Annotated in this window: 24 protein-coding genes; 4 read left to right on the forward strand and 20 right to left on the reverse strand. The window is 64.8% G+C overall.

All coding sequences use genetic code 11. The features are described 5' to 3' along the window. Position 1 precedes the first annotated feature (1 nt). On the forward strand, positions 2-826 hold the full coding sequence (locus ACS8Y6_RS10735) for a slipin family protein (protein ID WP_440848435.1): 825 nt from the start codon (positions 2-4) through the stop codon (positions 824-826). Here the strand turns inward: ACS8Y6_RS10735 and ACS8Y6_RS10740 are convergent. Together ACS8Y6_RS10740 and ACS8Y6_RS10745 are read right to left on the reverse strand one after the other, a co-directional pair. Continuing rightward, complete coding sequence (locus ACS8Y6_RS10740) at positions 799-1,362, reverse strand: CoA pyrophosphatase (protein ID WP_440848434.1); 564 nt, start codon at positions 1,360-1,362, stop codon at positions 799-801. The genes ACS8Y6_RS10735 and ACS8Y6_RS10740 overlap by 28 nt on opposite strands. Before the next feature lie 73 nt (positions 1,363-1,435). Continuing rightward, on the reverse strand, positions 1,436-1,765 hold the full coding sequence (locus tag ACS8Y6_RS10745) for a type 1 pili tip component (RefSeq protein WP_440848433.1): 330 nt from the start codon (positions 1,763-1,765) through the stop codon (positions 1,436-1,438). Positions 1,766-2,183: 418 nt separating this feature from the next. On the opposite strand from ACS8Y6_RS10745, the gene ACS8Y6_RS10750 reads away from it, so the two are divergent. The 3 genes from ACS8Y6_RS10750 to ACS8Y6_RS10760 all read left to right on the forward strand — a co-directional run bounded on the left by ACS8Y6_RS10750 (position 2,184) and on the right by ACS8Y6_RS10760 (position 3,628). Further along, positions 2,184-2,444, forward strand: a complete 261-nt coding sequence (locus tag ACS8Y6_RS10750) for a hypothetical protein (protein ID WP_109994709.1) — start codon at positions 2,184-2,186, stop codon at positions 2,442-2,444. A gap of 111 nt (positions 2,445-2,555) precedes the next feature. Beyond that, positions 2,556-2,876 (forward strand): SCP2 sterol-binding domain-containing protein, encoded by a 321-nt coding sequence (locus ACS8Y6_RS10755; RefSeq protein WP_440848431.1) that lies wholly within the window; start codon positions 2,556-2,558, stop codon positions 2,874-2,876. A gap of 44 nt (positions 2,877-2,920) precedes the next feature. Continuing rightward, positions 2,921-3,628: a class I SAM-dependent methyltransferase gene (locus ACS8Y6_RS10760; protein ID WP_440855546.1), complete on the forward strand. Its 708-nt coding sequence runs from the start codon at positions 2,921-2,923 to the stop codon at positions 3,626-3,628. A 22-nt stretch (positions 3,629-3,650) separates the two neighbouring features. Here ACS8Y6_RS10760 and ACS8Y6_RS10765 read toward each other — a convergent pair whose 3' ends face one another. The 18 genes from ACS8Y6_RS10765 to ACS8Y6_RS10850 form a co-directional block, all read right to left on the reverse strand. After that, positions 3,651-4,181, reverse strand: coding sequence for a gamma carbonic anhydrase family protein (locus ACS8Y6_RS10765; protein WP_440848429.1), 531 nt, complete (start codon positions 4,179-4,181; stop codon positions 3,651-3,653). 47 nt (positions 4,182-4,228) lie between these two features. Further along, the gene (gene tsaB, locus ACS8Y6_RS10770; RefSeq protein ID WP_440848428.1) at positions 4,229-4,912 is read right to left on the reverse strand and encodes a tRNA (adenosine(37)-N6)-threonylcarbamoyltransferase complex dimerization subunit type 1 TsaB; all 684 of its coding nucleotides are present in this window, start codon (positions 4,910-4,912) and stop codon (positions 4,229-4,231) included. Then, positions 4,909-6,837 carry an ATP-dependent DNA helicase gene (locus ACS8Y6_RS10775; protein WP_440855547.1) on the reverse strand — a complete coding sequence of 643 codons (1,929 nt, stop codon included), beginning with the start codon at positions 6,835-6,837 and terminating at the stop codon, positions 4,909-4,911. Before ACS8Y6_RS10775 ends, tsaB begins: the two co-directional genes overlap by 4 nt. Beyond that, positions 6,834-7,430 carry a tetratricopeptide repeat protein gene (locus ACS8Y6_RS10780; RefSeq protein ID WP_440855548.1) on the reverse strand — a complete coding sequence of 199 codons (597 nt, stop codon included), beginning with the start codon at positions 7,428-7,430 and terminating at the stop codon, positions 6,834-6,836. The genes ACS8Y6_RS10775 and ACS8Y6_RS10780 overlap by 4 nt, the downstream gene beginning before the upstream one ends. A gap of 1 nt (position 7,431) precedes the next feature. Further along, on the reverse strand, positions 7,432-9,789 hold the full coding sequence (gene mrcB, locus ACS8Y6_RS10785) for a penicillin-binding protein 1B (protein WP_440848425.1): 2,358 nt from the start codon (positions 9,787-9,789) through the stop codon (positions 7,432-7,434). A 550-nt stretch (positions 9,790-10,339) separates the two neighbouring features. Further along, positions 10,340-11,071 carry a phosphate signaling complex protein PhoU gene (gene phoU / locus ACS8Y6_RS10790; protein WP_440848564.1) on the reverse strand — a complete coding sequence of 244 codons (732 nt, stop codon included), beginning with the start codon at positions 11,069-11,071 and terminating at the stop codon, positions 10,340-10,342. A gap of 45 nt (positions 11,072-11,116) precedes the next feature. Continuing rightward, positions 11,117-12,061 (reverse strand): phosphate ABC transporter ATP-binding protein PstB, encoded by a 945-nt coding sequence (gene pstB, locus ACS8Y6_RS10795; protein ID WP_440848424.1) that lies wholly within the window; start codon positions 12,059-12,061, stop codon positions 11,117-11,119. A 12-nt stretch (positions 12,062-12,073) separates the two neighbouring features. Beyond that, entirely contained in the window at positions 12,074-12,907 is an 834-nt protein-coding gene (gene pstA, locus ACS8Y6_RS10800) for a phosphate ABC transporter permease PstA (protein ID WP_440848423.1), read from the reverse strand. A gap of 181 nt (positions 12,908-13,088) precedes the next feature. After that, positions 13,089-14,069, reverse strand: a complete 981-nt coding sequence (gene pstC / locus ACS8Y6_RS10805; protein ID WP_440855549.1) for a phosphate ABC transporter permease subunit PstC — start codon at positions 14,067-14,069, stop codon at positions 13,089-13,091. 148 nt (positions 14,070-14,217) lie between these two features. Continuing rightward, positions 14,218-15,270 (reverse strand): phosphate ABC transporter substrate-binding protein PstS, encoded by a 1,053-nt coding sequence (pstS, locus tag ACS8Y6_RS10810; protein WP_440848421.1) that lies wholly within the window; start codon positions 15,268-15,270, stop codon positions 14,218-14,220. A gap of 727 nt (positions 15,271-15,997) precedes the next feature. Further along, the gene (locus tag ACS8Y6_RS10815; RefSeq protein ID WP_440848420.1) at positions 15,998-16,456 is read right to left on the reverse strand and encodes a hypothetical protein; all 459 of its coding nucleotides are present in this window, start codon (positions 16,454-16,456) and stop codon (positions 15,998-16,000) included. A gap of 7 nt (positions 16,457-16,463) precedes the next feature. After that, on the reverse strand, positions 16,464-17,609 hold the full coding sequence (locus tag ACS8Y6_RS10820) for a porin (protein ID WP_440848419.1): 1,146 nt from the start codon (positions 17,607-17,609) through the stop codon (positions 16,464-16,466). Between the two features lie 340 nt (positions 17,610-17,949). Continuing rightward, positions 17,950-19,278 (reverse strand): phosphate regulon sensor histidine kinase PhoR, encoded by a 1,329-nt coding sequence (phoR, locus tag ACS8Y6_RS10825; RefSeq protein WP_440848418.1) that lies wholly within the window; start codon positions 19,276-19,278, stop codon positions 17,950-17,952. Positions 19,279-19,287: 9 nt separating this feature from the next. After that, positions 19,288-19,983, reverse strand: coding sequence for a phosphate regulon transcriptional regulator PhoB (phoB, locus tag ACS8Y6_RS10830; protein WP_440848417.1), 696 nt, complete (start codon positions 19,981-19,983; stop codon positions 19,288-19,290). A gap of 91 nt (positions 19,984-20,074) precedes the next feature. Continuing rightward, a complete protein-coding gene (pepN, locus tag ACS8Y6_RS10835) occupies positions 20,075-22,690 on the reverse strand; it encodes an aminopeptidase N (RefSeq protein ID WP_440848416.1) in 2,616 nt (871 codons plus the stop codon). A 30-nt stretch (positions 22,691-22,720) separates the two neighbouring features. Then, positions 22,721-23,842 (reverse strand): beta-ketoacyl-ACP synthase III, encoded by a 1,122-nt coding sequence (locus ACS8Y6_RS10840; protein WP_440848415.1) that lies wholly within the window; start codon positions 23,840-23,842, stop codon positions 22,721-22,723. A 175-nt stretch (positions 23,843-24,017) separates the two neighbouring features. Beyond that, on the reverse strand, positions 24,018-25,457 hold the full coding sequence (locus ACS8Y6_RS10845) for an alpha/beta hydrolase family protein (protein WP_440855550.1): 1,440 nt from the start codon (positions 25,455-25,457) through the stop codon (positions 24,018-24,020). A 1-nt stretch (position 25,458) separates the two neighbouring features. Further along, positions 25,459-25,809, reverse strand: a complete 351-nt coding sequence (locus tag ACS8Y6_RS10850) for a hypothetical protein (RefSeq protein ID WP_440848413.1) — start codon at positions 25,807-25,809, stop codon at positions 25,459-25,461. Between the last annotated feature and the right edge of the window lie 75 nt (positions 25,810-25,884).

The following is a 25,884-nucleotide window of genomic DNA, read 5'->3' on the forward strand; positions in this document are numbered from 1 at the left end:
CATGTTCTTCAATGTCGTGATTGCCGTGATCGTCCTGCTGGCGATCTTCATATTCGCCTCGATCAAGATTCTGCCGGAATACGAGCGCGGTGTGATGTTCACGCTCGGCCGCATGACCGGGGTCAAGGGTCCGGGCATCTTCCTCGTCATCCCCGTGATTCAGAAGATGATCAAGGTCGACATGCGCGTGACCGTCATGGACGTGCCGACCCAGGACGTGATCTCGCGCGACAACGTCTCGGTGCAGGTCAACGCGGTGGTCTATTTCCGGGTCATCGACGCCGACAAGGCCATCATCGAGGTCGAAAACTACTACATGGCGGTCAGCCAGTTGTCGCAGACCACCCTGCGCAGCGTGCTCGGCCAGCACGAGCTGGACGACATGCTGGCCGAACGCGACAAGCTCAACGCCGACATCCAGACGATTCTGGATCGCCATACCGACGCCTGGGGCATCAAGGTGGCCAACGTCGAGATCAAGCAGGTGGACCTGGACGAAAGCATGACCCGCGCCATCGCCCGCCAGGCCGAGGCCGAGCGCTCGCGCCGCGCCAAGATCATCAACGCCGAGGGCGAAATGCAGGCGGCCGAGAACCTGCGCGGCGCCGCCGAACAACTCTCGCGCGAGCCGCAGGCCCTGCAGCTGCGCTATCTGCAGACGCTGGTCGACATCGCGAGCGAGAACAACTCGACGATTGTCTTCCCGCTGCCGATGGATCTGATCGAGCCGTTGATGAAGGCAGCCAAGGGGGGGGGCGACGCCGCGCCGAAAGCCGCGGCACCGGCGAGCCGCGAACCTCAGAGCTCGTCCGCCGACGCAACGTAAAAAGCCCGACCCTCGACGGCGGCCACCCGTTGCGCAAGCCCCATCAGGATGGCGGCGGTGGCGCCCCAGATGTGGTGGCCGTCGAAATCGATCGCGTAGATTCGGTAATCCGTGCCGTCGCGGCGCCACCGTCGGCTATGGTAGTGCGCGGCATTCATGGCATAGGCCAGCGGCACGGCGAATATCCGCTCGATTTCGACGCCGTCCGGTTGCAGCACCTGCCCCGGTTCGATCCAGCCGACAAACGGCTTGATCTCGAATCCGGTCACCGTGGCGTAGCACGGTAACTCGCCGAGCAGCGTCACGGCCTCGCGCATCAGGCCGATCTCCTCGTGGCACTCGCGCAGGGCCGCATCCGCCGGGCCAGAGTCGCCGGGATCGATGCGCCCACCGGGAAAACTGATCTGGCCGGGGTGATGGGTCAGCCCCTGGGTGCGCTGGGTGAAATAAATGCGCGGCTCGCTCGCGGCCTCGACGCCGATCAGCACGGCAGCCGGGCGCGTGGCATGTTGCGCGCGACGCGCATCGAGCCTCATCAAGCACTCGCCCGGCGGCATCTCCAGAGCCAGGGCCGCGGCCAGTCGCCGTCGCCAGGCCGCGGGCGCGACGCTAGCCGCCGGACTTGAGCTTGTCGGCATAGGCCTTGGTCAACGCCTGGAATCGCGGCGTCAGCCCGGCGTCGGCATACATCGGATCACCGAGATCGTCGTAACCGGCGACATCCTCGCCCGGCTGATAAGAGAACGAACTGGTGAGTTCGTCCAGCGCGCACGCCAGCAGATCGGTGATCACCCGCTCGCGCGTCAGTCCCGGAAACATCTCCACCAGCGCTTCGATCTTGGCCGCATCATAGATCGGCAACTGCACGTCGTAGCTTTGCTCCGTACGCGGCTCGCCCGCGCTCGACTGCCACTGCGACACCAGCTCACTTATCTTCATTCCGCATGCTCTCCTTTGGTTGCGGATCGGGTCATGACCGCCAGGGCCCATTTCACGCCACGCCGCCCGCGGACGCACCCACCTGGCGTGGTGCGCCGGCTGCTGTGAATCTGCAGTCGCGCCCGCACCGCCGGATCAGGCGTCCGAGCCATCGACCCGGGTCAATGCAAGCTCGCGCAATCCGCTGCTGTCAGTCGCTCTGCAGCGGCGCCACAGCGCGCTTGCCGCGCCCGGTCCGGCCAAGGACCGCAGCGTTTCGGGCCGTCACCAGCGCGGCGTCATGTGAAACGGCAACAGACTCTAAGATAAAGCAATCGTCGACCCGCGGCATCCGTTGCCATACCCCCGCGCCGGCACGTTGACCCCGCCCCGGGGCACTGCTAGCTTTGCGGCCACTCAACGAGGATTCGTGAAATCTATGGCCAAGTCGGAAAAAACCTGGAGTCTCAAGGAAATAGACCAGGAACGGGGCAGCACGAAGGGCGCTGCGTTCCGCGCCTTCAAACAACTCAAGGAGAGTTTCGACGAAGGCCGGGATTTCTACTACCTGAGCGCGTCGGAGGATGCCGCGGAAATCGAGAAGCTGCGCGCAGCCGGCCGCATCTACGAAACCACGGTCAACGCCATACTGCTGACCGAGGCGGGTTACTCGGCAGTCGTCGATTACATGGACGGGTAAGCGCCGACAACAACATCCCGCGCGGGCGAGCGTTCGCGCGGCCATCGTTGGCAAATGGGCGCCGCTCGCGCATCATAGCGGGCTGATTCGACGAGCCAACCCTACGGCCCGATGCAAGACGCCCGCGAGCTTCTGACCCGACTGCCGCTTTGTTTCAAGCCCGACGCAGCCGGTGACCTGTCCATTACCGCCCAGTACCTGACCCGGCATCCGGTCTATATCACGATCGAAAATGGCCACTGCAGTGCGCATGAGGGCCTCGCCCGCGCGCCGGACGTCACGTTCAAGGTACGCGATGATCATCTGATCAAGCTGATGACCGGGCGCATGCGGGGTATCACCGCTTTTCTCACCGGCCGGCTCAAGGTGGAAGGCAATTACATGCTGGCGCAGAAACTACAGCAGGTCTTCGATACGTCGCGGCTGCGCTAGTCGTGTGGCTGATCGCGCCCGACGATGCGTACGCGCCACGGGATATGCGACGAGCCGCCGATCTCGGGCTGGACCCGGTACAGCAAGTGCCGGACCAGGGCTTTTATCTCGCGCGCGACGAATCCGGACTGGCCTTGCGATCCGCCAAGGATGCCGCCGGCAGCGGATTGCGCTGCGCCCTCGCCGATAGCGCCGGACTGGCCGACCGTCAGGCCGGCGGACGGCGATCGCCGCTGGCGCGCGCATTCGGCCTGCATCGCCACCCGCCGATGCGCATCCTCGACGCCACGGCGGGCCTGGCGCGCGACGCCGCCACGCTTGCAGGCCTGGGTTGCGACGTGACCGCTGTGGAACGTCAGCCGGCGCTGTATGCGCTCATCGCCGACGCCACACAACGCATCGACGAATCGCCGCACGCGCCGGCATGGTGGCCGCACTGGCAGCCGCCGGTTTATGCCGACGCACGATCGTGGCTTGCCGCACGACCCGGCGGCGCGTTCGACGCCATTTACATCGACCCCATGTTCGCCAGCCCGCGGCGCAAGTCGGCGCCGCAGAAAGCGCTGGCATGGCTCGCCGAACTCGCCGGCGCCGACGACGATGCCCCGGAGGTGCTCGAAATCGCGCGCCGGCAGGCCATGCGGCGTGTCGTGGTGAAACAGCATGCGCGCGCCACACCGATCGCACCGCCCGATCTGCAGGTGCGAGGGCGCGCCATCCGTTTCGATATCTACCTCACACCCGGCACCTGAGCCCGGATCTGCAGGCCCGCGGTCAGCGGCAGACCGGGGACAGCTCGGCCCGGAATCGCCGGTAGTTGTCCACGTAATGCGCCGCGCCGTGGCTGAGCGCCTCGATCTCGTCGGCTTCGAGTTCGCGCTTGACGCGGCCGGGCGCGCCGATGACCAGGCTGTTATCCGGAATCGTCTTGCCCTCGGGGATGAGCGCGCCGGCACCGATCAGACAATTGCGGCCGATGGTGGCGCCGTTGAGTACCACCGCCTGGATGCCGATCAGGCTGTTGTCGCCGATGGTGCAGCCGTGCAGCATCGCCTGGTGACCCACGGTGACGCCGGCGCCCACGGTCAGCGGAAACCCGGGGTCGGTATGCAACACACAGCCGTCCTGCACATTGCTGCCCTCACCGATGGCGATCAGTTCCTGATCGCCGCGCAGTACCGCGTTGAACCAGATGCTGGCACATTCGGCCAGCCGTACCCGGCCGATGACCGTCGCATTCTCGGCAATGAAATAGTCGTCGCTGGCCGGTACGTCCGGGGCCATATCGCCCAATCGATAACGCATGGCAATCTCCTGTGTTGTTTTATCGCTTGCTCGGTGCCGCCCTGCGGTCAACCCTTCGCCGCACCCGGCTTGCGGGCGACATCGTCGCGCACATAGACCGGCAGCGCGCTCGCGGCCGCCATGCCCCGGCCGGCCGCAAACAGGGGCCCGGCCAGGCGCGCCACGTCGAGCGCGTGCGGGGCATCGACGGCAACCGGAGCCGCGCGAATGGCCTGGGCCGCGAACACCAGCGGCCAGCCATTGCCGGCACGCCAGGCAATCTCCGGCGGCTCCACCGCCAGGTCGTGCGGTGCCATCACCCGTTCCTCGGCCATGGGTTCGGGCATGGCGGCGCGCTCGAAGGTGGCGGTGTAAATTTCGCCCATACGCGCGTCCTGAACGACCTGGGCCCGGGTGGCCGCCGGCCATTGCGCGAACACCCGCGCCGCGAGGGCCGCCAGGGTCGATATGCCCACCACCGGCAGATCCGCGCCGCTCGCCAGCCCCTGGACGAGCCCGGCGGCAATCCGCAGCCCCGTGAAGGCACCCGGCCCGCGCGCAAAGGCAATGCCGTCGAGATCGCACAGCCGCAGTCCGGCGTCGTCGAGCAATGTCTGCACCGCGGGCAGCAGGCGCGTGGCATGTTCGCGCGGCGCGATCTCGAAGATCTCGCGGGCGTCGGCCGGCGCGCGGCTGTCGAACAGGGCCGCGGACAACGCCGCCGTGGAGGCATCCAGCGCTAATATCTTCACGGTACCGAGGCCTCGATGGTGGACGGCGCCAGCCCATCGACGAAGGCACAGGCGGCGCTGCGGCTGCGCGTGATCGCCATCGGCGGCAGGCTGGCACGAATCACCGAGCCATAGCGCGCGGTAAACAGACGCGGATCGCAGATCGCGAGTACGCCGCGATCCTCGGCATCGCGGATCAAGCGTCCAACCCCCTGCTTGAGCATGATCACCGCCTGCGGCAGCTGGTAGTCCATGAATGGATTCTCCCCGGCCGATTTCATCGCCTCGAAGCGCGCCGCAAGAACCGGATCGGCGGGCGAGGCGAACGGCAGCTTGTCGATGATCACGAGCCGCAGGCCATGGCCGCGCACATCGACCCCCTCCCAGAAACTGCTGGTCGCCACCAGAATGGCATTGGAGTCGGCGCGAAAATCGGCCAGCAGGCTGGCGCGCGGCGCCTGCCCCTGAACCAGCGGTTCGAACCCGGCTTCGACCAGCGCCTCGCCGTAGCGGCGCACGGCCCGGTAGCTGGTGCAGAGCACGAACGCGCCACCTTCGGCCGCATGGATCAAGGCCACGATCTCGTCCACGGCGGCATCGTCGAAATTCGGCGCCGAGGGCGCCGGCATGCGCTGCGGCGAATACAGCAGCGCGTTGTGCTCGTAGTCGAACGGGCTGGGCAGGATTCGGGTCTCGACGCTCGACAATCCGAGCCGGGCACAGAAATAGCTCAGCTCATCTCTGACCGAGAGCGTGGCCGAGGTGAAGATCCAGGCACTCGGCGTGGATTCCACCGCGCGCGCGAACGGTGTGGCGACATCCAGCGGCGTGCTGTGCCAGATCCAGCTCGCGCCGCGGCGCTCGATCCAGCTCACACGATCGCCGTCCTCGGCCACCACGGTCGCGAACCGCGCACGCAGGTCGGTCACCCGCCGCGCGACCGATTTCAGCCCCTCGCTGCGTTCGAGCGCGGGCTCCAGTTCACTTTCCAGCGTGGCGAGCGATTCGACCAGGGCATCGCGTGCCGCCACGCGCTCGGCGGTCGCGATTTCGCGCCAGCCCTGGGTGATCGCACCCTCGCCCAGCCCTTCGGTGAATGCCCTTTCGTTTTCGCCGAGGGCTGTGAAACACGCCACAAGGTCGGGCATGTCCCCGCCCAGGGCCTCGATTTCGGCCCGCCCGTCGCGCACCAGGTCGCGCACCTGGCGCGACGATACCGCCTGGCCGAAGAAGCGCCCGGCGATATCCGGCAGCTTGTGGGCCTCATCGAGCACGATCGCGTCCGCCCCCGGCAACACCTCGCCGAAGCCGGCCTCGCGTACCGTCATATCCGCGAACAGCAGGTAGTGATTGGCGATGACCACATCGGCCGCCTGGGCCTCGCGCCGCGCATGCAGGACCCAGCATTGATCGTAGAGCGGGCAGTCGGTGCCAAGGCAGTTATCCGTGGTCGACGTAATGCGCGGCCACAGGGCATCGCCGTCGCTGGGATCGCCGAATTCGCCGATATCCCCTGTTTTCGTGCGGCCGGCCCAATCCCGCACGCGACGCAATCGTGGGCCCAGATACAGATCGCCGCTGTGTTCTGCGAGTTCGAGCCGGTGCAGGCAGAGGTAGTTCGACCGGCCCTTGAGGACCGCGGTATGCACGCTCCGCCCGAGCACGGCCTGTGCCAGGGGCACGTCCTTCTCGGCCAACTGCGTCTGTAGATGGCGGGTCGCGGTCGACACGATCACCTTGCGGCGGGAAGCGAGCGCCGGCAACAGATAGGCCAGGGTCTTGCCGGTGCCGGTGCCGGCCTCGACCACCAGCCGGCCGCCGCCGTCCATGGCCTGCGCCACGGCCGAGGCCATTTCCGCCTGCCCCGGTCGCGGGCGGTAACCGGGCAACGCAGCGGCCAGCGCGGCGTCGTCCTGGAACAGCGCGGCGCCTGCCGCTGCCGTCATTGCGGGTATTGCGAGGCGGCCTGGCGGAAGTTCACCGCCTGCGCACGGGCTTTCTGCGCGCCGTTGCTGTTGCCTGCCTGCTTGCGCGCCTCGGCGATCAGCTGCCAGTTGCCGGCCTCCACGAAGGGGTTGTTGTTGGACACGCTGTTGGATTTCATCGCCAGCTGTTCCGCCTGGCCGTTTTCGCCCTGAGCCAGTCGCACCGCGGCCATACGCTGATAAATGAACGGATTGCGCGGCGCGAGATCGAGTGCGCGCTCCAGCGTCGACGCCGCGGCATCCATATGTCCGGCATTGGCCAGTGTATCGGCGCGCCCCAGCAGCGACATCACGGCCGGGCTGCTGATCTGCGATGCGTTTTGCGGCGGCGTCTTCTTCTTCTGCTGCTGCTGCGGTGGCTGCTGCGGCGCATTCACGCTCGGGTTACCGCTGTTGGCGGGCGGCGGCGCCTGTCCCGCCGGGCCCGAGGGGGACGCCTGCGACGGCTGCGACGGCGCGTTACCCGAAGGCGCGGACATGCCCCCGGACTGCGTGGCACAACCGGCCACCAGAATAAGCGCGCCCAGCGCGAGGATCGATTTGATCTTGTTCATATCAGAACAGACGGTGGAACCAGTTGCCCTTGCCTTGATCATTATTCGGTTGCTGTTGCTTCTGCTGGTGACGGCGATTCGCGCTCATGATGTCGGTATCGCACGGCGCGAGGCCCTGTGGCACATAACCCTTGATAAAGGGTACTTTTACCGCATTGGGACAGTTTTGCCCATTGCCGTACATCGCATCGGGGTCCGGCCCGAGGCCCTGGTTGACCGCGCTCGGGTCGAACACCAGGTGCAACGGAACTTGCTTGATGCTGTCCGGCGGCGTGTTCACGATACCGCGCGCATCGATATCGCTCATGATGCGCGACCAGATCGGCAGCGCACCGGTGGCCCCGGTGAGATGCGCCGACTTGTCGTCGTCGCGCCCGACCCAGACCACGCTCACGCGATTGCCGCCAAAACCGGCGAACCAGGCATCGCGCAGATTGTTGGTGGTCCCGGTCTTGCCCGCCATCTGCTTGGCCCCATCCAACACCCGATACATGCCGGCACCGGTACCGTGGCGCGCCACGCGCTCCATCAGCCACTGGATGATATAGGCCGGCCCCGGCTGGACTACCTGATGGACCTTGAGCGGATAACGATTGAGCGGCTTGCCGGTGCGCGTGGTCACGTCACGAATGGCACGCAGCGGCGTGTAATACCCGCCGGTGGCCAGCGTGTTGTAGATCTGGGCCACATCGAGCGGCGTCATGCCGACCGCACCCAGCGCGAGCGACGGCACCGCCATCGGATTACCGGGATAACCGAGATCGTGGAGCGTCTTGATGATATTCGGGATGCCGGTCGACAACGCCAGCCGCGAACTCGCCAGATTGAGGCTGTGTTCCAGCGCGTAGTACACCGGCACGTCCGTGCCGTGGCTGCGCCGTTCGTAATTGTGCGGGCGCCAGGTCTGGCCGTTGGCCAGCTTGACCGCGAGCGGTGAATCGTCGAGCGGGGTGATCGCATTGAACTTGGACGGATTTTCCAGCGCCGTCAGGTAATCGATCGGTTTCATCAACGAGCCGACCTGCCGATGCGCATCGAGCGCGCGGTTGAAGCCGGCATAGCCCTGATCGCGCCCGCCGACCAGCGCCAGCACCTTGCCGCCCTCGACGCTGGTGACCACCGCTGCCGATTCCAGGCTATTCTTCTTGATGCCGTGGGCCTTCTCGACCCGCTTCAGCCCCTGGTCGACTTCCTTCTCCGCCGCGGCCTGCACGCTCGGATCCAGCGTGGTGAAGATTCGCAGGCCCGCCTCGGTGAGGTCGGCATCCTTGTACTGGCCGTGCAGCTGCTTGCGCACCAGATCAATGAAGTCAGGGTACTGGCTGTTGCCGTAAGCCGAATGGCTGGTCACGCCCAGCGGCGCTGCCTTGGCTTTCTTCCAGGCCTTGTCCTTGAGAAACCCGGCGTTGTGAAACATGTTCAGCACCAGGTTTCGCCGCGACTTGGCGCGCTTGGGATGCCGGCGCGGATCGTAGTAGCTCGGGCCCTTGACCATGCCCACCAGCAACGCGATTTCGTTCGGCTGCAGTTCCTGAATCGGCTTGCGGAAGTAGAAGTAGCTCGCCAGCCCGAAGCCGTGGATCGCGCGCGAACCATCCTGGCCGAGATAAACCTCGTTGATATAAGCCTGCAGAATCTCGTCTTTCGAGAAGTGCGCATCCAGCAGAATCGCCATCAGCGCTTCCTTGATCTTGCGCCCCAGCGTCTGGCGATTGCTCAGATAAAAGTTCTTGACCAGTTGCTGGGTGAGCGTCGACCCGCCCTGCACGATATGTCCGGCGCGCAAATCGGCCCAGGCCGCGCGAGCAATCCCCTTGGGCGAAATTCCCCAATTGGTCATGAAATTGCGGTCTTCGACCGTGATCAGCCCGGCGGGCAGCATGGGCGGCACATCGCCCAGCTTGACCAGAATCCGATCCGACCCCTTGGCCGGATAAATGCTGCCGATCAGCAGCGGATCGAGCCGGATCAGCGCCAGATTGCCCTTGCCGTCGATGGCATTGATGGACGACACGCCGTTGCCGTTGAACGTGAGTTTCACCTCGCGATCCGGCTGCGTACCGTCCCAGAACTGGAACTGGCGGGTATGGATCGACAACGTCGAGCTCGACGCCTCGAATGTCCCCTGGTTGTTGATTGAATCGGCCTCGCGATAGCCCAGCCGCCCCAGCCGTTGCTCAAGCCCCTGCTTCGACATATCCAGCCCGGCATACAGTTGTAGCGGGCTCGCGAAGACCTTGGCCGGCAATTTCCAGCGTGTTCCCTCGAACTTGGTGCGCACCTCGTGATCGAGATGGACCATGTACAGCGCCAGCGCCGCCGCGCCCGCGCAGAGCAGTAACGCCAGGTAGGGCAGCAACCGGCGAAGCCAGCCGCGCGGCTGTCCGCGTTTCGGCCGGGATCGTTTACCGGGTTTACGAGATTTTTTCGCCAACGGGACCGTCCACGCATTCGAACCGCGCAGATAGTATCAAAGCTCGGCCCCCTGGCGTTCGAGTCCGGCCCTGTTGGCGCTGCGCGCAAACACGCCGAGCCCGCTCAGACCGCCCGGTAGCGATCCGCCAGCAGCGGCGGCAAGGCCTTTCGGAGCTATCGCCTTTCCCGGACAAGGGCCGGCAAGGTACGACTGGCGAAGGTGCCGCGTTGCCGATAGCAAGCGCCAGGCGACGCACCGGCATGCGCGCTGCGCTGCATCGCCCGCCCGAGCCGCCCGGGCACAAGGCCGGCGCCGCCGCCGACTGCCCTTGTCGCCTGCACCGCCGACCCACCGGCCGGTTTCTCGGCCATTCAGGCGCCGTAGGCCGCGGCGATACGCCCTATTGCCGGATACGGCGTATCACCGCGCCCTGCCCGGCACGAAAAAGCAATCGAAAACCACGACTTGAGCGGTGGTCGTCACAGGGCGCTGGCTAGCTTGGTTTGCGCCGACTGCTCTTGACTTCCTTTTCCAGTTCCTCCATGCCGATGTGCCGCACGTCGCGCCCGCCGACAAAGTAGACGACATACTCGCCGATGTTCGTCGAGTGGTCGCCGATGCGCTCCAGTGCCTTGACCGCCCACATCACATCCAGCATGTGCCGAATCGTGCGCGGATCCTCCATCATGAAGGTGATGCACTGCCGCATCACCCCTTCATACTCGCGATCGACCTCGGTGTCGTGCTGCGCGACGGTCAGCGCCGTCTCGGTATCCATCCGGGCAAAGGCGTCGAGCACGTCGCGCACCATCTGGCGCACGTGTCGGCCCAGTGCGTCGATCTGGTGGAAGGCGCTGTTGGGGCGTTCCTGCCCCGCGAGCTGCATCGCCATGCGGCCGATCTTTTCGGCCTCGTCGCCGATCCGCTCAAGGTCGGTGATCGTCTTGGCAATCGCGAGCACGAGCCGCAGATCGCCGGCCTGGGGCTGTCGCCGCGCCAGGATCTTGGTGCATTCTTCGTCGATCGCCACTTCCATGGCATTGATCTTGTAGTCGCTTCGGGCGACTTCCTCGCCCAGCGCGCCATTGCCTTCGACCAGCGCCTTGACCCCATTGGCAATCTGTTGCTCGACCAGCCCGCCCATGGTGAGTACGCGTTCGCGTACATCCTCAAGCTCGACGTCGAACTGTTTGGAGGTATGTCTCTCGATGCCGACCTTGTCCAATTCCATGATGATGACCTCGTCGCGGTTGCGCGTCGTTTGTATCGATCAGCCGTAGCGGCCGGTGATGTAGTCTTCGGTGCGTTTTTCCCGCGGGTTGGTGAACAGCGAATCCGTATCCGAGTATTCGACCACTTCGCCGAGATGGAAAAACGCGGTATAGCCGGCCACGCGGGCAGCCTGCTGCATGTTGTGGGTCACGATCACGATCGTGTATTCCTCGCGCAGTTCGTGCACCAGCTCCTCGATCTTCAGCGTCGCCACCGGATCCAGCGCCGAGGCCGGTTCGTCGAGCAGCAGTACATCAGGCTTGACCGCCACCGCACGCGCGATGCACAGCCGCTGCTGTTGACCGCCCGACAGCGCGCTGCCGTTGGCGCGCAGCTTGTCCTTGACCTCGTCCCACAACGCAGCCTTGCGCAACGACCATTCCACGCGGTCGTCCATCTCGCGGCGCTTGAGCTTCTCGTAAAGGCGCACGCCGAAGGCGATGTTGTCGTAAATACTCATCGGGAACGGCGTGGGCTTCTGAAACACCATGCCGATCTTCGAGCGCAACACGTTCAGGTCAACGCTGCGATCGAGCAGATTCATGCCGTCCATCTCGATGGCACCGGAGGCCTTGTGGCCCGGGTACAACTCGAAGATCCGGTTGAAGCAGCGCAACAGCGTCGACTTGCCACAGCCCGACGGGCCGATGAAAGCGGTCACTTCCTTGTCGACGATTTCCACGTTGATGTCCTTGAGCGCGTGGAAGTCGCCGTAGTGGAAGTTCAGGTCGCGCACCGCGACCTTGCAGGGGTTGTCCTTGGCGACGACGCCGGTGATCTTCTGCGCTTCGGTCTTCGAAGCGCCGGACGTAGCGTTGTCGGCGGCGCCGTCCGCCGTCGGCGACTCCGTCTTGCTGCGTGGCCCGGCCTCGTCATGGGTGTTGCGTGTCGTCACCGACGACGTCGAGCTCGGGGAAAGCGAATCGGTCGAAGTACTGGCCATGATAATGCTCTCCTATTTGCTCGGGCGGAGTACGAGCCGCACCAGAACGTTGAGCGCCAAGATTGCGAAAGTGATGAGAAACGCGCCAACCCACGCCAGATGATGCCAGTCCTCGTACGGACTGAGCGCGAACTGAAATATCATCATGGGCAGATTCGCGATCGGCTGCAGCACATTCGTGCTGAAAAAGTTGTTGTTCAAGGCCGTAAACAGCAGTGGCGCGGTCTCGCCGGCGATGCGCGCAATGCCGAGAATCACGCCGGTGATGATGCCGGACAACGCCGCGCGATAAACGATCCGGGTGATCACCTTCCAGCGCGGGATACCCAGTGCCGCGGCCGCCTCGCGCATCTGATCGGACACCAGGCGCATCATGTTTTCGGTGATCCGCAGGGTCAGCGGGATCACGATCAGCGACAACGCGATGCCCCCGGCCAGCGCCGAGAAATGCCCCATCGTCAACACCACGATCTGATACACGAACAAGCCGATGATGATCGAGGGCGCCGACAGCAGCACGTCGTTGAAGAACCGCACGATCGCCGCGATCCGCCGGTTGCGGCCGTATTCGGCCAGATAAGTGCCGGCGAAGATGCCGACCGGCGCGCCGATGCCGGTACCGATGAAAGTCACGATCAGGCTGCCGACGATCGCGTTCGACAGCCCGCCACTATTACCCGGCGCCGGCGTCGGCTGGGTGAAGACCTCCCAGTTCAGATAGCCCACGCCATGCCCGACCAGCGTCCAGAGCAGCCAGGCCAACCAGAACAGGCCGAACGCCGTGGTCGCGACCGCGGCCCCCATATTGAAGCGATTGATGAACTGGCGTTTCTGATAAAGCGTCACGTTCGATCCCCCGGGGTTAGCGTTTCACGTCGCGCCGCGTTGGCGGCCGGCCGGCCGGCGCTCGCACTGTCGCAAGGCCGGACACGGCGGCGCGCCGTATCGGGAAATGCGGTGCCTGGCGGCGGCGCCGCATGGCGCGAAAAAGCGCCGCAACACGGCAATGAATCGGCGTTACCGAGCACTAGCGGCCCTCCTGGCTCGACAACTGCATCAACAACAGCCGGGCCAGGACGAGCACGATCAGCGTGATCACGAACAGCACGAGCCCGAGCGCGATCAGCGCCGACGTATACAGCCCGCCCGAGGCCTCGGTGAACTCGTTGGCCAGCGTCGCGGCGATGCTGTTGCCCGGATAGAACAAGCCATTGGGAATACTGTGCGAATTGCCGATGACAAAGGTCACCGCCATCGTTTCGCCGAGCGCGCGCCCGAGTCCCAGCATGATGCCACCGATCACGCCGGTCTTGGTGAACGGCAGGATCACACTGCGCACGACTTCCCAGGTGGTCGCGCCCAGCGCATAGGAGGATTCCTTGAGCACGGCCGGCACGACCTCGAAGGTATCGCGCATTACGGCCGTGATGAAGGGAATCACCATGATCGCGAGCACCAGGGCCGCAGTGAATACGCCGATACCGATCGGCGGCCCGGAAAACAGGTAACCGAAGACCGGCAGGTCGCCGAAGGCGCCGTTCAACCATGGCTGGACGTAATCGGACAGGAATGGCGCGAAGACAAACAGGCCCCACATGCCGTAGATGATACTGGGGATGGCCGCCAGCAACTCGATCGCCGTGCTGATCGGCCGGCGCAGCCAGGCGGGCGACAACTCGGTAATGAACAGGGCGATGCCAAAACTCACCGGCACGGCGATCACCATCGCCAGCGCCGAACTGACCAAGGTACCGAAGATGGCAACCAGCGCGCCGAAGGTATCGGTCACCGGGTTCCATTCACTGCTGAGCAGAAAGCCGAAGCCGAACTTGCTGAGTGCCGGCCAGGCGCCGATGACCAGCGACACGGCAATACCGGCAATCAAGGCGAGCACAATCACGGCGCAGGTCGCGGTCACCACATGAAAAATGCGATCTCCGAGGCCGCCAGCGGCGCGCCGGCCCGTCGGGAATGCCTGCGGGCTCTCAGGGGCGATCATGTCACTCAATCTCGTTCTCCATCGGGCGAGTCAGCCGTTTTCCTCGCATGCCCCGGGGCGCATACCATGGCACGCGAAGAAAACGGCCGACCCAGTCATTGGGTCGGCCGCTCGATGCGATCCGCCGCTCGAACGGCGAATCGCGTCGCAACAGGGATTACTGCTGCACGGGCCAGATCGGCTGGCCGTTGTCGTCTCTCATCTGGCTGTGCCACTTGTCCTGAACCAGCTTCACGGCGCTGTCGGGCATCGGCACATAGTCGAGCTTCTCGGCCATCCGGTCGCCGTTCTTGTACGACCAGTCGAAGAACTTGAGCACGGCCTGCGCCGTCTTCGGATCCTTCGGGTGCTTGTACATCAGGATGTAGGTCGCCGCGGTGATCGGCCAGCTCTTGGCGCCCGGCTGATCGGTCAACACTACATAGAAGCCCGGTGCATTCGCCCAATCGGCGTTCGCGGCAGCCGCCTGGAAGTTGGCCGCGGTCGGCTGCACGAAGTTGCCCGCCTTGTTCTCGAGCGAGACATAGGTCATCTTGTTCTGCAGCGCGTAGGCGTACTCGACGTAACCGATCGAGTTCTTGATGCGGTTCACGTAGGACGCCACACCCTGATTGCCCTTGCCGCCAACACCGGTCGGCCAGGACACGGCCTTGGCGTGGCCGGGGCCATTGGCCCAGATGTCGCTGACCTTGGTCAGATAGCTGGTGAAGTTCCAGGTCGTACCCGAGCCATCGGAACGGTGCACCACCGTGATATCCGTGTCCGGAAGATTCAGGTTCGGATTGAGCTGCTTGATCGCCGGATCATTCCATTTGGTGATCTTGCCGGCATAGATCCTGGCCAGGGTTTTACCGTCCAGGCGCAGCTTGCCTGGCTGGATTCCCTTCAGATGCACGACCGGCACCACGCCGCCCATCACCATCGGGAACTGCAACAGACCGTGTTTGTCGAGCTCGTTCTTCTTGAGCGGCGCATCCGACGCGCCGAAATCCACGGTCTTGGCTTCGATCTGCTTGATGCCACCGCCGGAACCGATGGCCTGGTAGTTGAGTTGCACGCCGGTTTCTTTCTGGTAGGCCTGCGCCCACTTGGAGTAAACCGGATAAGGGAACGTCGCACCAGCGCCGTTGATTTGCTTAACCGCCGCACCGGCCGACCCCCAGATCGACAGCGCCGCAACAGCGGTAACCAACGTCTTAATGAAACTCATTCGCACAGAATTCTCCTTTCTGCCGCATCCGCATAACGGGCGCTTCTCGGCCCGCCCCAATTGGAGTCTTCAACGTTAGGCGCAAATTATGACACTCATATGACACTTGACGCAGGCCCACGCGGGCCCCGGAAGAAGCGGCACGCGCACCGCTGTCCAGGCGCCCCGCTGAACCCGACCGGCAACGATAACGTCTTTCGCGACGGGCGCCGGCCGGCGCATCCGCCGCACGAATCCGTTGGCACACAATCCCCGCCTCCCACGGCGAACGACCTGGCGGTGATCCGCGTTTATCGACGACGCTATCGTCCGGCACGAAACCATTGATGCCGAAGCCCGTCCGTATGCGACAACACAAAAAAATAGCCCGGACAAGCCGGGCTAAAGAATGGGAGCCATCTGTGGATGTGGGTTGCATCGCATCAGACAATGCGACCGGCAGGGACAGAACCGGCCATGACCCACCTTGCGGGATCGGCTCGAGCGCTGGACTCGGCAGCCGCGACCCCGGTCGCGGGGAGAACGCGACCGGGGAAATTATGCGCATCGGATATGACGGGCTCGTGACAACGGCGACGAACAGCCGGAAAACACAAGCAATCGCGGCGCTTCACGCGGCCCGCGCCCCAGCCCCGCCGGGCGCCACGCCAAAAAAAACCCCGGACGAGCCGGGGTTATCGTTCAGACGCCAAAACAGGAACACGGCGTCAGCAGCAGGACATTATTCCTACTGCTGCTTCTGTTGCCGCTCCCAGCGCTTGTACTCCTTCCATTGCTGGAAGGTCTGGAAACGCTGTTTTTCCGGCGAATTCGCAGGGAGATTCTTGAAATGCTCGTATTCCTGGAATTGCTTGAAATCGGAGAAGCTGCCGTTGGCGCCGGCGCCGGAGGCGCTCGGCGAACCGCCCGATGCATTCGAGGCCGACTGACCCTGGTCGCTGTTCGAGCGCTGGCTGCGTACCGATCCGAACACCGACTTTTGCGGGTTCTTGTCCGAATACAGCAGCGTACCGCCACCGTCCGAGGCGTCGTAATGGTCCCCGCTGAGCAGACCCGGCCCCTTGGCCGAATCGTTTTCACCGGGCAGGTTGTCGTAGTCGACCTGCTTGCCATGGGGAAAGCCGGATGCACATCCGGCCAACCCCAACAGCATCACCAGGCCCGTAATGGCGTAGGTAGATTGCATTGATTTCCTAGAAGAACTTCACACGCACGCCAGCGAACACGACGTTCATGTTCTTGGCGTTGAACGAATTGCCGTTGCTGCCGACCAGATTGTCGCCGGTCAGGTGATGGTACGAGGCGTACATGTTAACCGACTTGAGCAGATCATAGCGATAAGCCACGCCGTAGTTGCGCACGCGGCTGTTTTTGCTCTCCAGATCATCGGTCTGGCCGAAGAACGCCTGGATATGGTTCTTGCCGCGGATATAGCCGATGCCGCCCGAGTAGGACTGGGCATGATCGATTTGGCCGCCGCCAAAGCTATACGTCGTATCGTGATAATTGCGGCGCTTGTACTGGGCAAAGAAGTTCAGCCCCGAGGGCAACAGCACCGAAGCCGATCCGCCGAACTCATGGAAATACTCATTGCGGCTGACATAGCCAGCCTGGTTAATACCCTTGTTCCGGTTGCCACTATCGACATAGTCGACGGCACCCGCAACTTTCACACCGTCGGCAAACTTGTGCTCGTAACGCGGCGCGATTTCGTAAGCCTGGCCCTGATCATAACTCACCGAAAGCGTCGCGCCATTGAAGCTCGGCGTGTCGTAGCGCACCGTGTTCACACGTGACAGCGCGTCGAAGTTACTGTAGCCGTTTTTAAGTGTGGGACCCGCTTGGCCGGCACCGTTGACGAAGCTCAGGCCGCCGAAGTAGTCGCCCACGACCGAACCACCACCCAGATCGGTCAGACCCGACAGGTCAACCTTGGACGTGCTGTTGGCGGCGCCGTCGGTCTTGCCGAAGGTCAGCTTACCGAAGCTGCCCTCGAAGAAGACATTGGCCTGACGGTTATCGGTCGAGGTGCCGGTCGCGCTCTTGTTGACGTCGTAAGTACCGGACTTATTGACGAATACACCGAGCTCGTAATCGAAACCGACCTTGAGGTTCGGGTTGACGTCCTGGGTGCCCTTGAACGCGAAACGCGTCGGCGAGGAACCGTTGTCCACCAGACCGGCGTCCGTGGACTTGCCATTGTCGGCGGCGATAACGGCCCGATTGACCTGGCCGGAGATCTTGAAATCCAGCGCATGCGCGGCGGGCGCGACGCCGAACACCGTGGCCATGGAAACGAGGCCGGTTGCCAAACCAGCGTATTGGGCCTTAATCGACATAAAGTTTCTCCCTCGAAGCAGATTGATCCGGGCGTCTTTGCCCTACTGGCACAGTCGGTTCCCGACTGCATCGCTACCCCGGCCGGGCGCGTGCCCTTGCACCACACCTGGTTGCGCAGGTGCAATCGCAACTCGACCCGAGCTGGACGATGCGCCAATTAAACACCCCGCTTATGACCGTTTTATTGCAAGAAGTGAAAATTACGATTCTCGGGGCGCATGGCCCAGCCCCGCGAGACAAGACGCAGGCATTTCAAGGGGTTCGATGACAGGGCCAGCGCGGATTTCAGCGTAGCGGGCACCGGTTCGGCGGCACGGAACGAACGATTACACCGAATCGCTATGCTGCGTCGGCGCCGACCAGCCGCTGATGCGGGAACAGGCAACGGAACGTGGTGCCCTGCCCGAGCTCGCTGTCGATATGCAGCTCGGCCTCGTGATGTTCGAGGCTGTGCTTGACGATGGCCAGCCCGAGGCCGGTCCCGCCATCCGAAGAACTGCGACCGGAATCGATCCGGTAGAAGCGTTCGGTGAGCCGCGGCAGATGTTCCGGCGCGATGCCGGGCCCGTTGTCGCTGACGGCCAGCTGTGCTGCCCCGCGACCATTGCGCCACTGCACGGTGACGTGCCCGCCTACGGGTGTGTAGCGCAATGCGTTGGCCACCAGGTTCGAGATCACGCTCTCGATCTCGGACGGACGGCCGAACAGCGACAGTCCGGCCTGGATATCCGTATCGATCTGGTGGCGGCCTTCGTCGGACTTGCGGAAGTCGGCCACGATACGGGCGATCATGGCCGGCATGTCGACCGTCTCCTGGGCCTGCGCCAGGCCCTCACTTTCCAGTCGCGCCAGGCGCAGGAGGCTGTCGATGATGCGTCCCATACGCGCGGACTGGGCATCCATTTCACGAATCGGGGTGCGCCAGGCCGCAAGCGCCCCTGCGTCGGCCGCGTCCTCGGTCATCATTTCCAGATAACCGCGCAGCACGGTCAGCGGCGTGCGCAACTCGTGCGAGGCATTGGCGACGAAGTCGCGCCGCGTCGATTCGAGCCGTTTCTGCTCGCTGACATCGCGCGCGATGAGCAGGCGCTGGCCGTTGCCATAGGGCACGATGCGCAGCGAGAGTGTGTCGGTATCGTTGGCCGGGGACGGCACTTCCAGCGGCTCACCGATATGGTCGGCGCGCGCCAGGAATTCGGCGAAACGCGGGTGCCGCATCAGGTTGACGATACGCTGGCCGTTATCCTGGCCGGCGCGCAAGGCCAGCAACGCCGCGGCCGCATTGTTGAACCACACGATACGTCCGCGCCCGTCGATGACCACGGCACCATCGGGCAGCGCGGCGGTCGATGCCTGGAACTCGCCGACGATGCTCTTGAGCCGCTTCTTGCGCCGCCGGTTGCGCTGCTTGAGGCGATACAACTCGGTATAGATTTCCTGCCACACGCCCACCCCCTCGCGGGGCTCCACTCGGGGTTGCGCCAGCCAGCGGTGCAGCTGATAGGCGAATATCAGATGCCCCGAGGTGTAGATCGCAAGCGCGATCAGCAGGGCCAGGGTGACCCGATCGAACGCCAGCCCGACCAGCGCCGCGGCCGTCAGCCAGGCGGCGAACCGCAGGCCGACCATGCACCAGATACGGCGTACTTCATTGGCCGAGGGATCCATGCCGGCCGGCTACACCGAACGACTCGAAAAACGGTAGCCGCTGCCGCGCACGGTCTGGATGAAACCGTCGAACCCGTGCGGCGCCAGCGCCTTGCGCAACCGGCGGATATGCACATCGACCGTGCGCTCCTCGACATAAACATTCTGCCCCCAGACGCGATCCAGCATCTGTTCCCGGGTATACACCCGCTCGGGGTTGCTCATGAAGAAACGCAGCAGGCGATATTCGGTGGGGCCCAGCCGCACCGAGGCGTCACCCACCGATACGCGCTGGCTGGCGGCATCGAGGGTCAGACCGTCCAGCTCCAGCGTCTCGTCCTCGCCGCCCGGCAGGCTGCGACGCAACACGGCACGCACCCGGGCCACCAGCTCCGACGAAGAAAACGGCTTGGTCACGTAATCGTCGGCGCCGAGATTGAGCCCGCGCACGCGGTCGTTTTCATCCACGCGCGCGGTCACGAGGATGATCGGCAGGTTTTGGGTAAGCTCGTCACGCCGCCACTCACGTGCGAGCTCCATTCCGGATACCCCCGGCAGCATCCAGTCGAGCAACACCAGATCCGGCCGGCGCTCGGCCACGGCCAGCCTCGCGGCCTGGGCATCCGGTGCCTCGGCCACCGAGAAATCCGAGCGCTCGAGCGCGAACCGGATCATGTCGCGAATCGGGGCTTCGTCTTCGACAACGAGTATGTGCTTGCGTGACATGGCAGCGGTATCGCATCTGAACTTGTGGCGATGTTATGAACGTCATGTGACATCTGTATGACACACCCAACGCCGCCGCGAGACAACTCGCTCAGGCCGCGTCGGCTGCAAGCCCCGCGTCCACGATCTCGCGTGTGTTGTCCGACAGCTCGGCCGCGCCGACGCGCGCCAGGGCATCGCGCATGCCCGCGGCGTAGGGCTCGGTATAGCGCCGCCACGGCGCCAGCAGGCCGGCCAATGCCGCCGCCAGTTGCGGGTTGAACCGGTCCAGGCGCAGGATTTCGTCGGCCACGAGTGCGTAACCGGCGCAGTCCGCCCGATGAAAACCCAGCGGGTTGCCGCGCACGAAACCGCCGACCAGCGCGCGCACCCGATTGGGGTTGCTGAAATCGAAGCGGGCATCGCCCAGCATATCCCGCACCCGCGCCACGGTATCGCCGTCGGGCGTGGCCGCCTGCAGCCGCAGCCACTTGTCCATGACCAGCGGCTCATCGGCAAAACGCTGCGCAAAGTCCGCGCGCACCGCATCGCGGTCGGCACCGGGCAGCTCCTGCAGGGCGTTCAATGCGGCCATGCGATCGGTCATGTTGTCGGCGGCATCGTATACCCGATGCGCGCGATCGCGCAGCGCCGGCGTATCCAGGCAGGACAGATAGTCCAGAGCAGTGGCGAAAACCCGCCGGCGGCCGGCCGACTGCGGGTCGAACACATAACCGGGGCGCGGCGCGTGCGCATCGGCGAGCTGGCCGAGCTCGGTCCGAAACCGCGTCGCGATCTCGTGCTTGACGTGCCGGCGCGCGGCCTCGACCGCCGCGACGTCGATCGCATCGAACGCCTCGCCGATCTGGGTCGTGCTCGGCAGGCTCAGCATTTCGGCCAGCAACGCACGGTCATCCGGTGGATCGGCCAGCAGGGCCGCGATGGCCGTACTCATGCCCGCGCCAAGCACCGGCATGGGTTGCGCGTTCTGATAGGCACTGACCGCTGCGGTGGCCGTGGCCATGTACAGGCTCTGGGCGGCGTCCCAGCGCGACACGGGATCCGAGTCGTGCGCCATCAGCCGAACCAGCGCGGCTTCGGGCTGATCGAATGTCAGCCGCACCGGTGCCGTCAGGCCGCGCAATACCGAAATCGTCGGCGCCGAGGGCACCTCGTGGAATACGAACGTGCCGCGCTGCTCGCTCAGCCGGACGATCTCGGGGGCACGCAGTGGATGGCCAGCATCATCGAACAGGGCCACGGCAACGGGTATGTCGAAGTTCGGCTTGTCTTGCTGGCCGGGCGTCGCCGGCGTGGCCTGTGCCAGATCGAGCTCGAGCCGGCCATCGGAGAAACGTGACGTCACGCGCAGGCGCGGGGTGCCGGCGAATGCGTACCAATGACGGAATTGCGTCAGGTCCAGTCCGGTTGACTCCTCGATCGCGAGCACGAAATCCTCGATGGTCACGGCCTGGCCATCGTGCTTGTCCAGATAATGCCGCACCGCCCGGGTGAATGCCTCGCGCCCGGCCATCTGCGCCATCATGCGGATGAGTTCGGCGCCCTTTTCATACACCGTAATGGTGTAGAAGTTGTTCATCTCGACGTACGATTCCGGCCGCACCGGATGGGCGCGCGGTCCGGCATCCTCGGGAAACTGGACGTCGCGGAGCATGCGCACCTGCTCGATGCGGGTCACCCCGGGCGAACCGTGGTCGATGGCGAACTGGTGCTCGCGATACACCGTGAGCCCTTCCTTGAGCGAGAGCTGGAACCAGTCGCGACAGGTCACGCGGTTACCGGTGTAGTTGTGGAAATATTCATGGGCGACGACGTCGCGCACGCGGGCGAAGTCACCGTCGGTGGCGGTATCGGGGTGGGCGAAGATACAGGCCGTGTTGAAGATGTTGAGGCCTTTGTTCTCCATCGCGCCCATGTTGAAGCTGCCGACGGCCACGATCACGAAGGTGTCGAGATCGTATTCCAGGCCATAGGTCGCTTCGTCCCAGGCCATGGCGTCCTTCAGCGACGCCATGGCGTGATGACACTGGCCCTCGTTGCCGTGCTCGGTGTAGAGCGCCAGCGCGACGTCGCGGCCGGAGGCCGTGGTGAAGGTATCCTGGATCACACCCAGGTCGCCGGCCACCAGCGCGAACAGATAACAGGGCTTGGCGAACGGGTCCTCGTAGACGGCGTAATGCCGGCCCTCGCCCGCCGCGCCGGATTCGATGCAATTGCCATTCGACAACAGCACCGGATAGCGCGCGGCATCGGCTTCCACCCGCGTGGTATAGCGCGACATCACGTCCGGACGATCCGGAAAGTACGTGATGCGCGAAAACCCGGTCGCCTCGCACTGCGTGCACAGAATCGAGCCGGAACGGTACAGCCCCTCCAGCGAGAGATTGCTGTCGGGATCGATTTCGGTGACCACCGTCAGGGCGAAACGATCCGGCAGATCGTCGAGCCACAAGCCGCTGTCGGCGATTTCCAGCGCGTCATCCGCCACGGGCGCGCCGTCAACCGCGATGCTCAGCAAACGCAGATCGCGGCCATCGAGCCACCAGCGCCCGCCATCGCCGATGCGCTGCGGATTGCGACGCACCGCGTAGCGCGCGGTCACCCGGGTCGCGCCGTCGCCAATGTCGAAATCGAGTTCGACGCGGTCGATCAGATAGATCGGCGCTTGATAGTCGCTGCGATACTTGCGCTGTGGCGTGCCGGTCATCGGGAGTCCCTGGAAAGAAAGAGCATGGCTTCAGCGCCGACGGAGTACGACGCTGCCGGCCGAATACCCCGCACCGAAGCCGCACAGGACGCCGACATCGCCGGGCGCGAGATCGTTGGAGAATTTATGGAACACGATCACCGGCGAGGCCGAGCTGGTATTGCCGTATTCCGCCAGCACCGACGGCATTTCGCCGTCCTCGGGCGCGCGGCCGAACACGCGCTTGGCGATCAGTGTGTTCATGTTGATGTTGGCCTGGTGCAGCCACAACCGCTTGAGATCGCTCGCCGCCCGATCGTATTCGGCCACATGGTCGACGATCATCTCGGCCACCATCGGCCCCACTTCCTTGAACACGCGACGTCCGTTCTGCACGAACAGCCGATCGGCCTCGGATCTCGGTTCGATCTCGCTGCGATTGAGGAAACCGAAGTTGTTGCGGATGTTGTTGGAAAAGTGCGTGGCCAGGCGCGTACCGAGCACATCGAAACCGGTGCCCTGCGGGGCGTCGTCGGCGTGCTCCAGCAGCGCGGCGGTGCACACATCGCCGAAGATGAAATGGCTGTCGCGGTCGCGGAAATTCAGGTGCGCGGAACAGATTTCCGGATTGACCATCAGCACGCGCCGCGCGCTGCCCGACTTGATCATGTCGGCCGCGGTCTGGATACCGAACGCCGCGGAGGCGCAGGCCACGTTCAGATCGAAACCGTAACGCCCGCCGCCGAGAAACTCCTGCACTTCCACCGCCAGCGCCGGGTAGGGCCGCGGCAGGTTGGAACAGGCCACCAGAATCACGTCGATATCCTCGGCGCGGCGACCGGCGGCCTCGAGACAGGGCGCGATCGCCGCCAACGCCATCTCGCACTGCAGCGAGGGCTCGTCGTTGCCGCGCGTGCGGATACGCGGATGCATGACTTCAGGATCGAGGATGCCGGCCTTGTCCACCACGTAGCGGCTCTGGATGCCCGAGGCCTTGGTGATGAACGCACTGTTGGAATGCGACAGCGGCGCCACCCGGCCCGCGGCGATATCGTCGGCGTGCGCGGCGTTATGGATATCCACGTAGGCGTTGAAAGACGCCACGAGTTCATCGTTGGAAATCGCCTCGGGCGGCGTATACAGCCCCGAGGCCGTCAGAACGACATTGCTCACCGCTGCTCCTGATCTCGATGGTTCGGCGATAGGCAATTCTGGCCCTCGGGCGCGACGTCCACAACCGGCGGCGGCACAAAAACGCGCATCGCACGTACCGCGGGCCCTCGGTCGAGGCCGATCCGTGGGCGCGCCCGCCCGGCCGGCTTCCGAACGGCAACAACCACGCCACGGCTCAGCCGCGCATGCCCGACTCGGCCAGTGCCCGATCGATAAACGATCGGACATCGGGTTCGTGGCGCACCGACAGATGCGACCCGTGATACCACTGGAGCGCCGGTTCGCCCCAGTGTCGCCAGAGCGCGAGCGGCTGTTCCGGGGCAATCAACTGGTCGGCCGTCGCGGCGAAGATATAGCGTCGCTCGCGTGGCGCGCACGGCTCGGCCGCGAGCGGCGACACGGCCGCCAGCCGCTCGCCCACCGCGGCCGCGCTCAGCCCGCGCGCTTCCAGGTAATGCGCGTGCGCGGTCGGCAAATGCTGCCAGAGGGTCGCCGGGATGTCGGTCATCGGGATGCCGGCGATCACACAGGCCAGCGCCGGTTCGTGCGCAGCCAGCAGCGCCGCGTGGTAGCCGCCGAGGCTGTAGCCCAGCACACCGATGCGCGCGTCGGGGTCGATCTCGCGAATCCAGGCGACGCAACTGCGCAGATCGCACAGCGACTGCGCCTGGCCGTGCAGCAGATCCGCGAACGGCCCGTCCAGGAACAGCCCGCCCGTGAGCGGCGTGGCGCGACGGACGCCATGCAGCGGCAGGATCGGCATGACCAGGTTCAGACCGAGATGCGCGTGCAGCCGGGCCACGTCGAACAACTGAAAATCGAGCCCGGCGACGCCCATGCGATAGCCGTGCACGCACAGCAACCAGGGCCGCCCGCGACCTTCGCCGTGGCGCAGAATGCGCGCGGCCATCGTTCGGTTGTTCTTGTGGCCGCGCCAACGCGCACCGCCCGGCAATGCGGGATCGGGGGTGTAGCGCGAAGGCGCGGTGAGCCATTCGTAGTCCACGCCGAAGGTTCGCATCGGTTCGATGCGCGGCGACTCGAACGGGGCCGCGGCCCCGTGCAAACGCGCCGGGAAGTTCTGCCAGTCGCGCTCGACCGCGATCTCGCCGATCGCATTCAACTCGGCGATGTCGTTATCCACCGCGGCCCCGCGCGGCACGCGCGCGCAGTTGATGAAAAAACCGAGCACGGCCGCATCACAGGCCATCTTGGCCAGCAGTCTCGGTTGCGTCGGCGGTGGCGCCACACCCGCGGGTACCGGGTGCTGGATGCGCAGCGCCCACCCGGCCACCATGAACACCGCCGCGCCGCCGATAATCAACCCCACACCGGGCCACAAGCCGAGCCAGTAGATCAGGATCAGCGCCAGGAGCGAACTCAGCGGGCCCGCCAGCGCCATATGGCAGCACAGCTGGCGATCCCCCGCCCAGAGCAGTTGCCCCGCCCCGGTGGCGATAAGCACCACACCGGGCACGGTACCCAGCGCCGCAACCCCCCAGTTCGTCGGCCAGGCGGCCACCAGCCAGAACAGGCCGATGGCCAGCACGATGCCCGCGGACTTGAAACGCCGCGGTTGCCAACGCATCGGCGACACTTCGCGCAAGGGTTCCATGTCAGCGGCTAGAAATGCCGTAATAGAGTGCAATGAGCACAGCGACCGCGAGCGCCAGTTCCGCGATCCAGAACGTCGGGTGCCGCTTGTCGGTCAGCCAGGTCGCGATGGTTGCAAACAGCGCCACGCCCGCCCCCAGTTCGGTGGCAAGCCATATGTCGGCCAGACCGCCGCCGTTATCGGAGACCTGTGGAAACGGCCAGGTCAGCATACTGATCACCGCGCCGGTCAGGGTGGCCAGCACCGCCAGCGTGAGCACGACCCAATTGACAAACGACAGCCATTTCAGAATCCGGCCTTGCGCCTCGCGCCCCATGACATCGCCACCCAGTGTCCTGTCACCCCAATTCATTGCCATATTCCGGCGCGTCGCCGCGGCATTGCGGCCATTTACCGTCCTGCCTCACGCGATCCCTCCCCGTGCCCT

The organism is Salinisphaera sp. RV14 (assembly GCF_052044135.1).
Lineage (GTDB): Bacteria > Pseudomonadota > Gammaproteobacteria > Nevskiales > Salinisphaeraceae > Salinisphaera.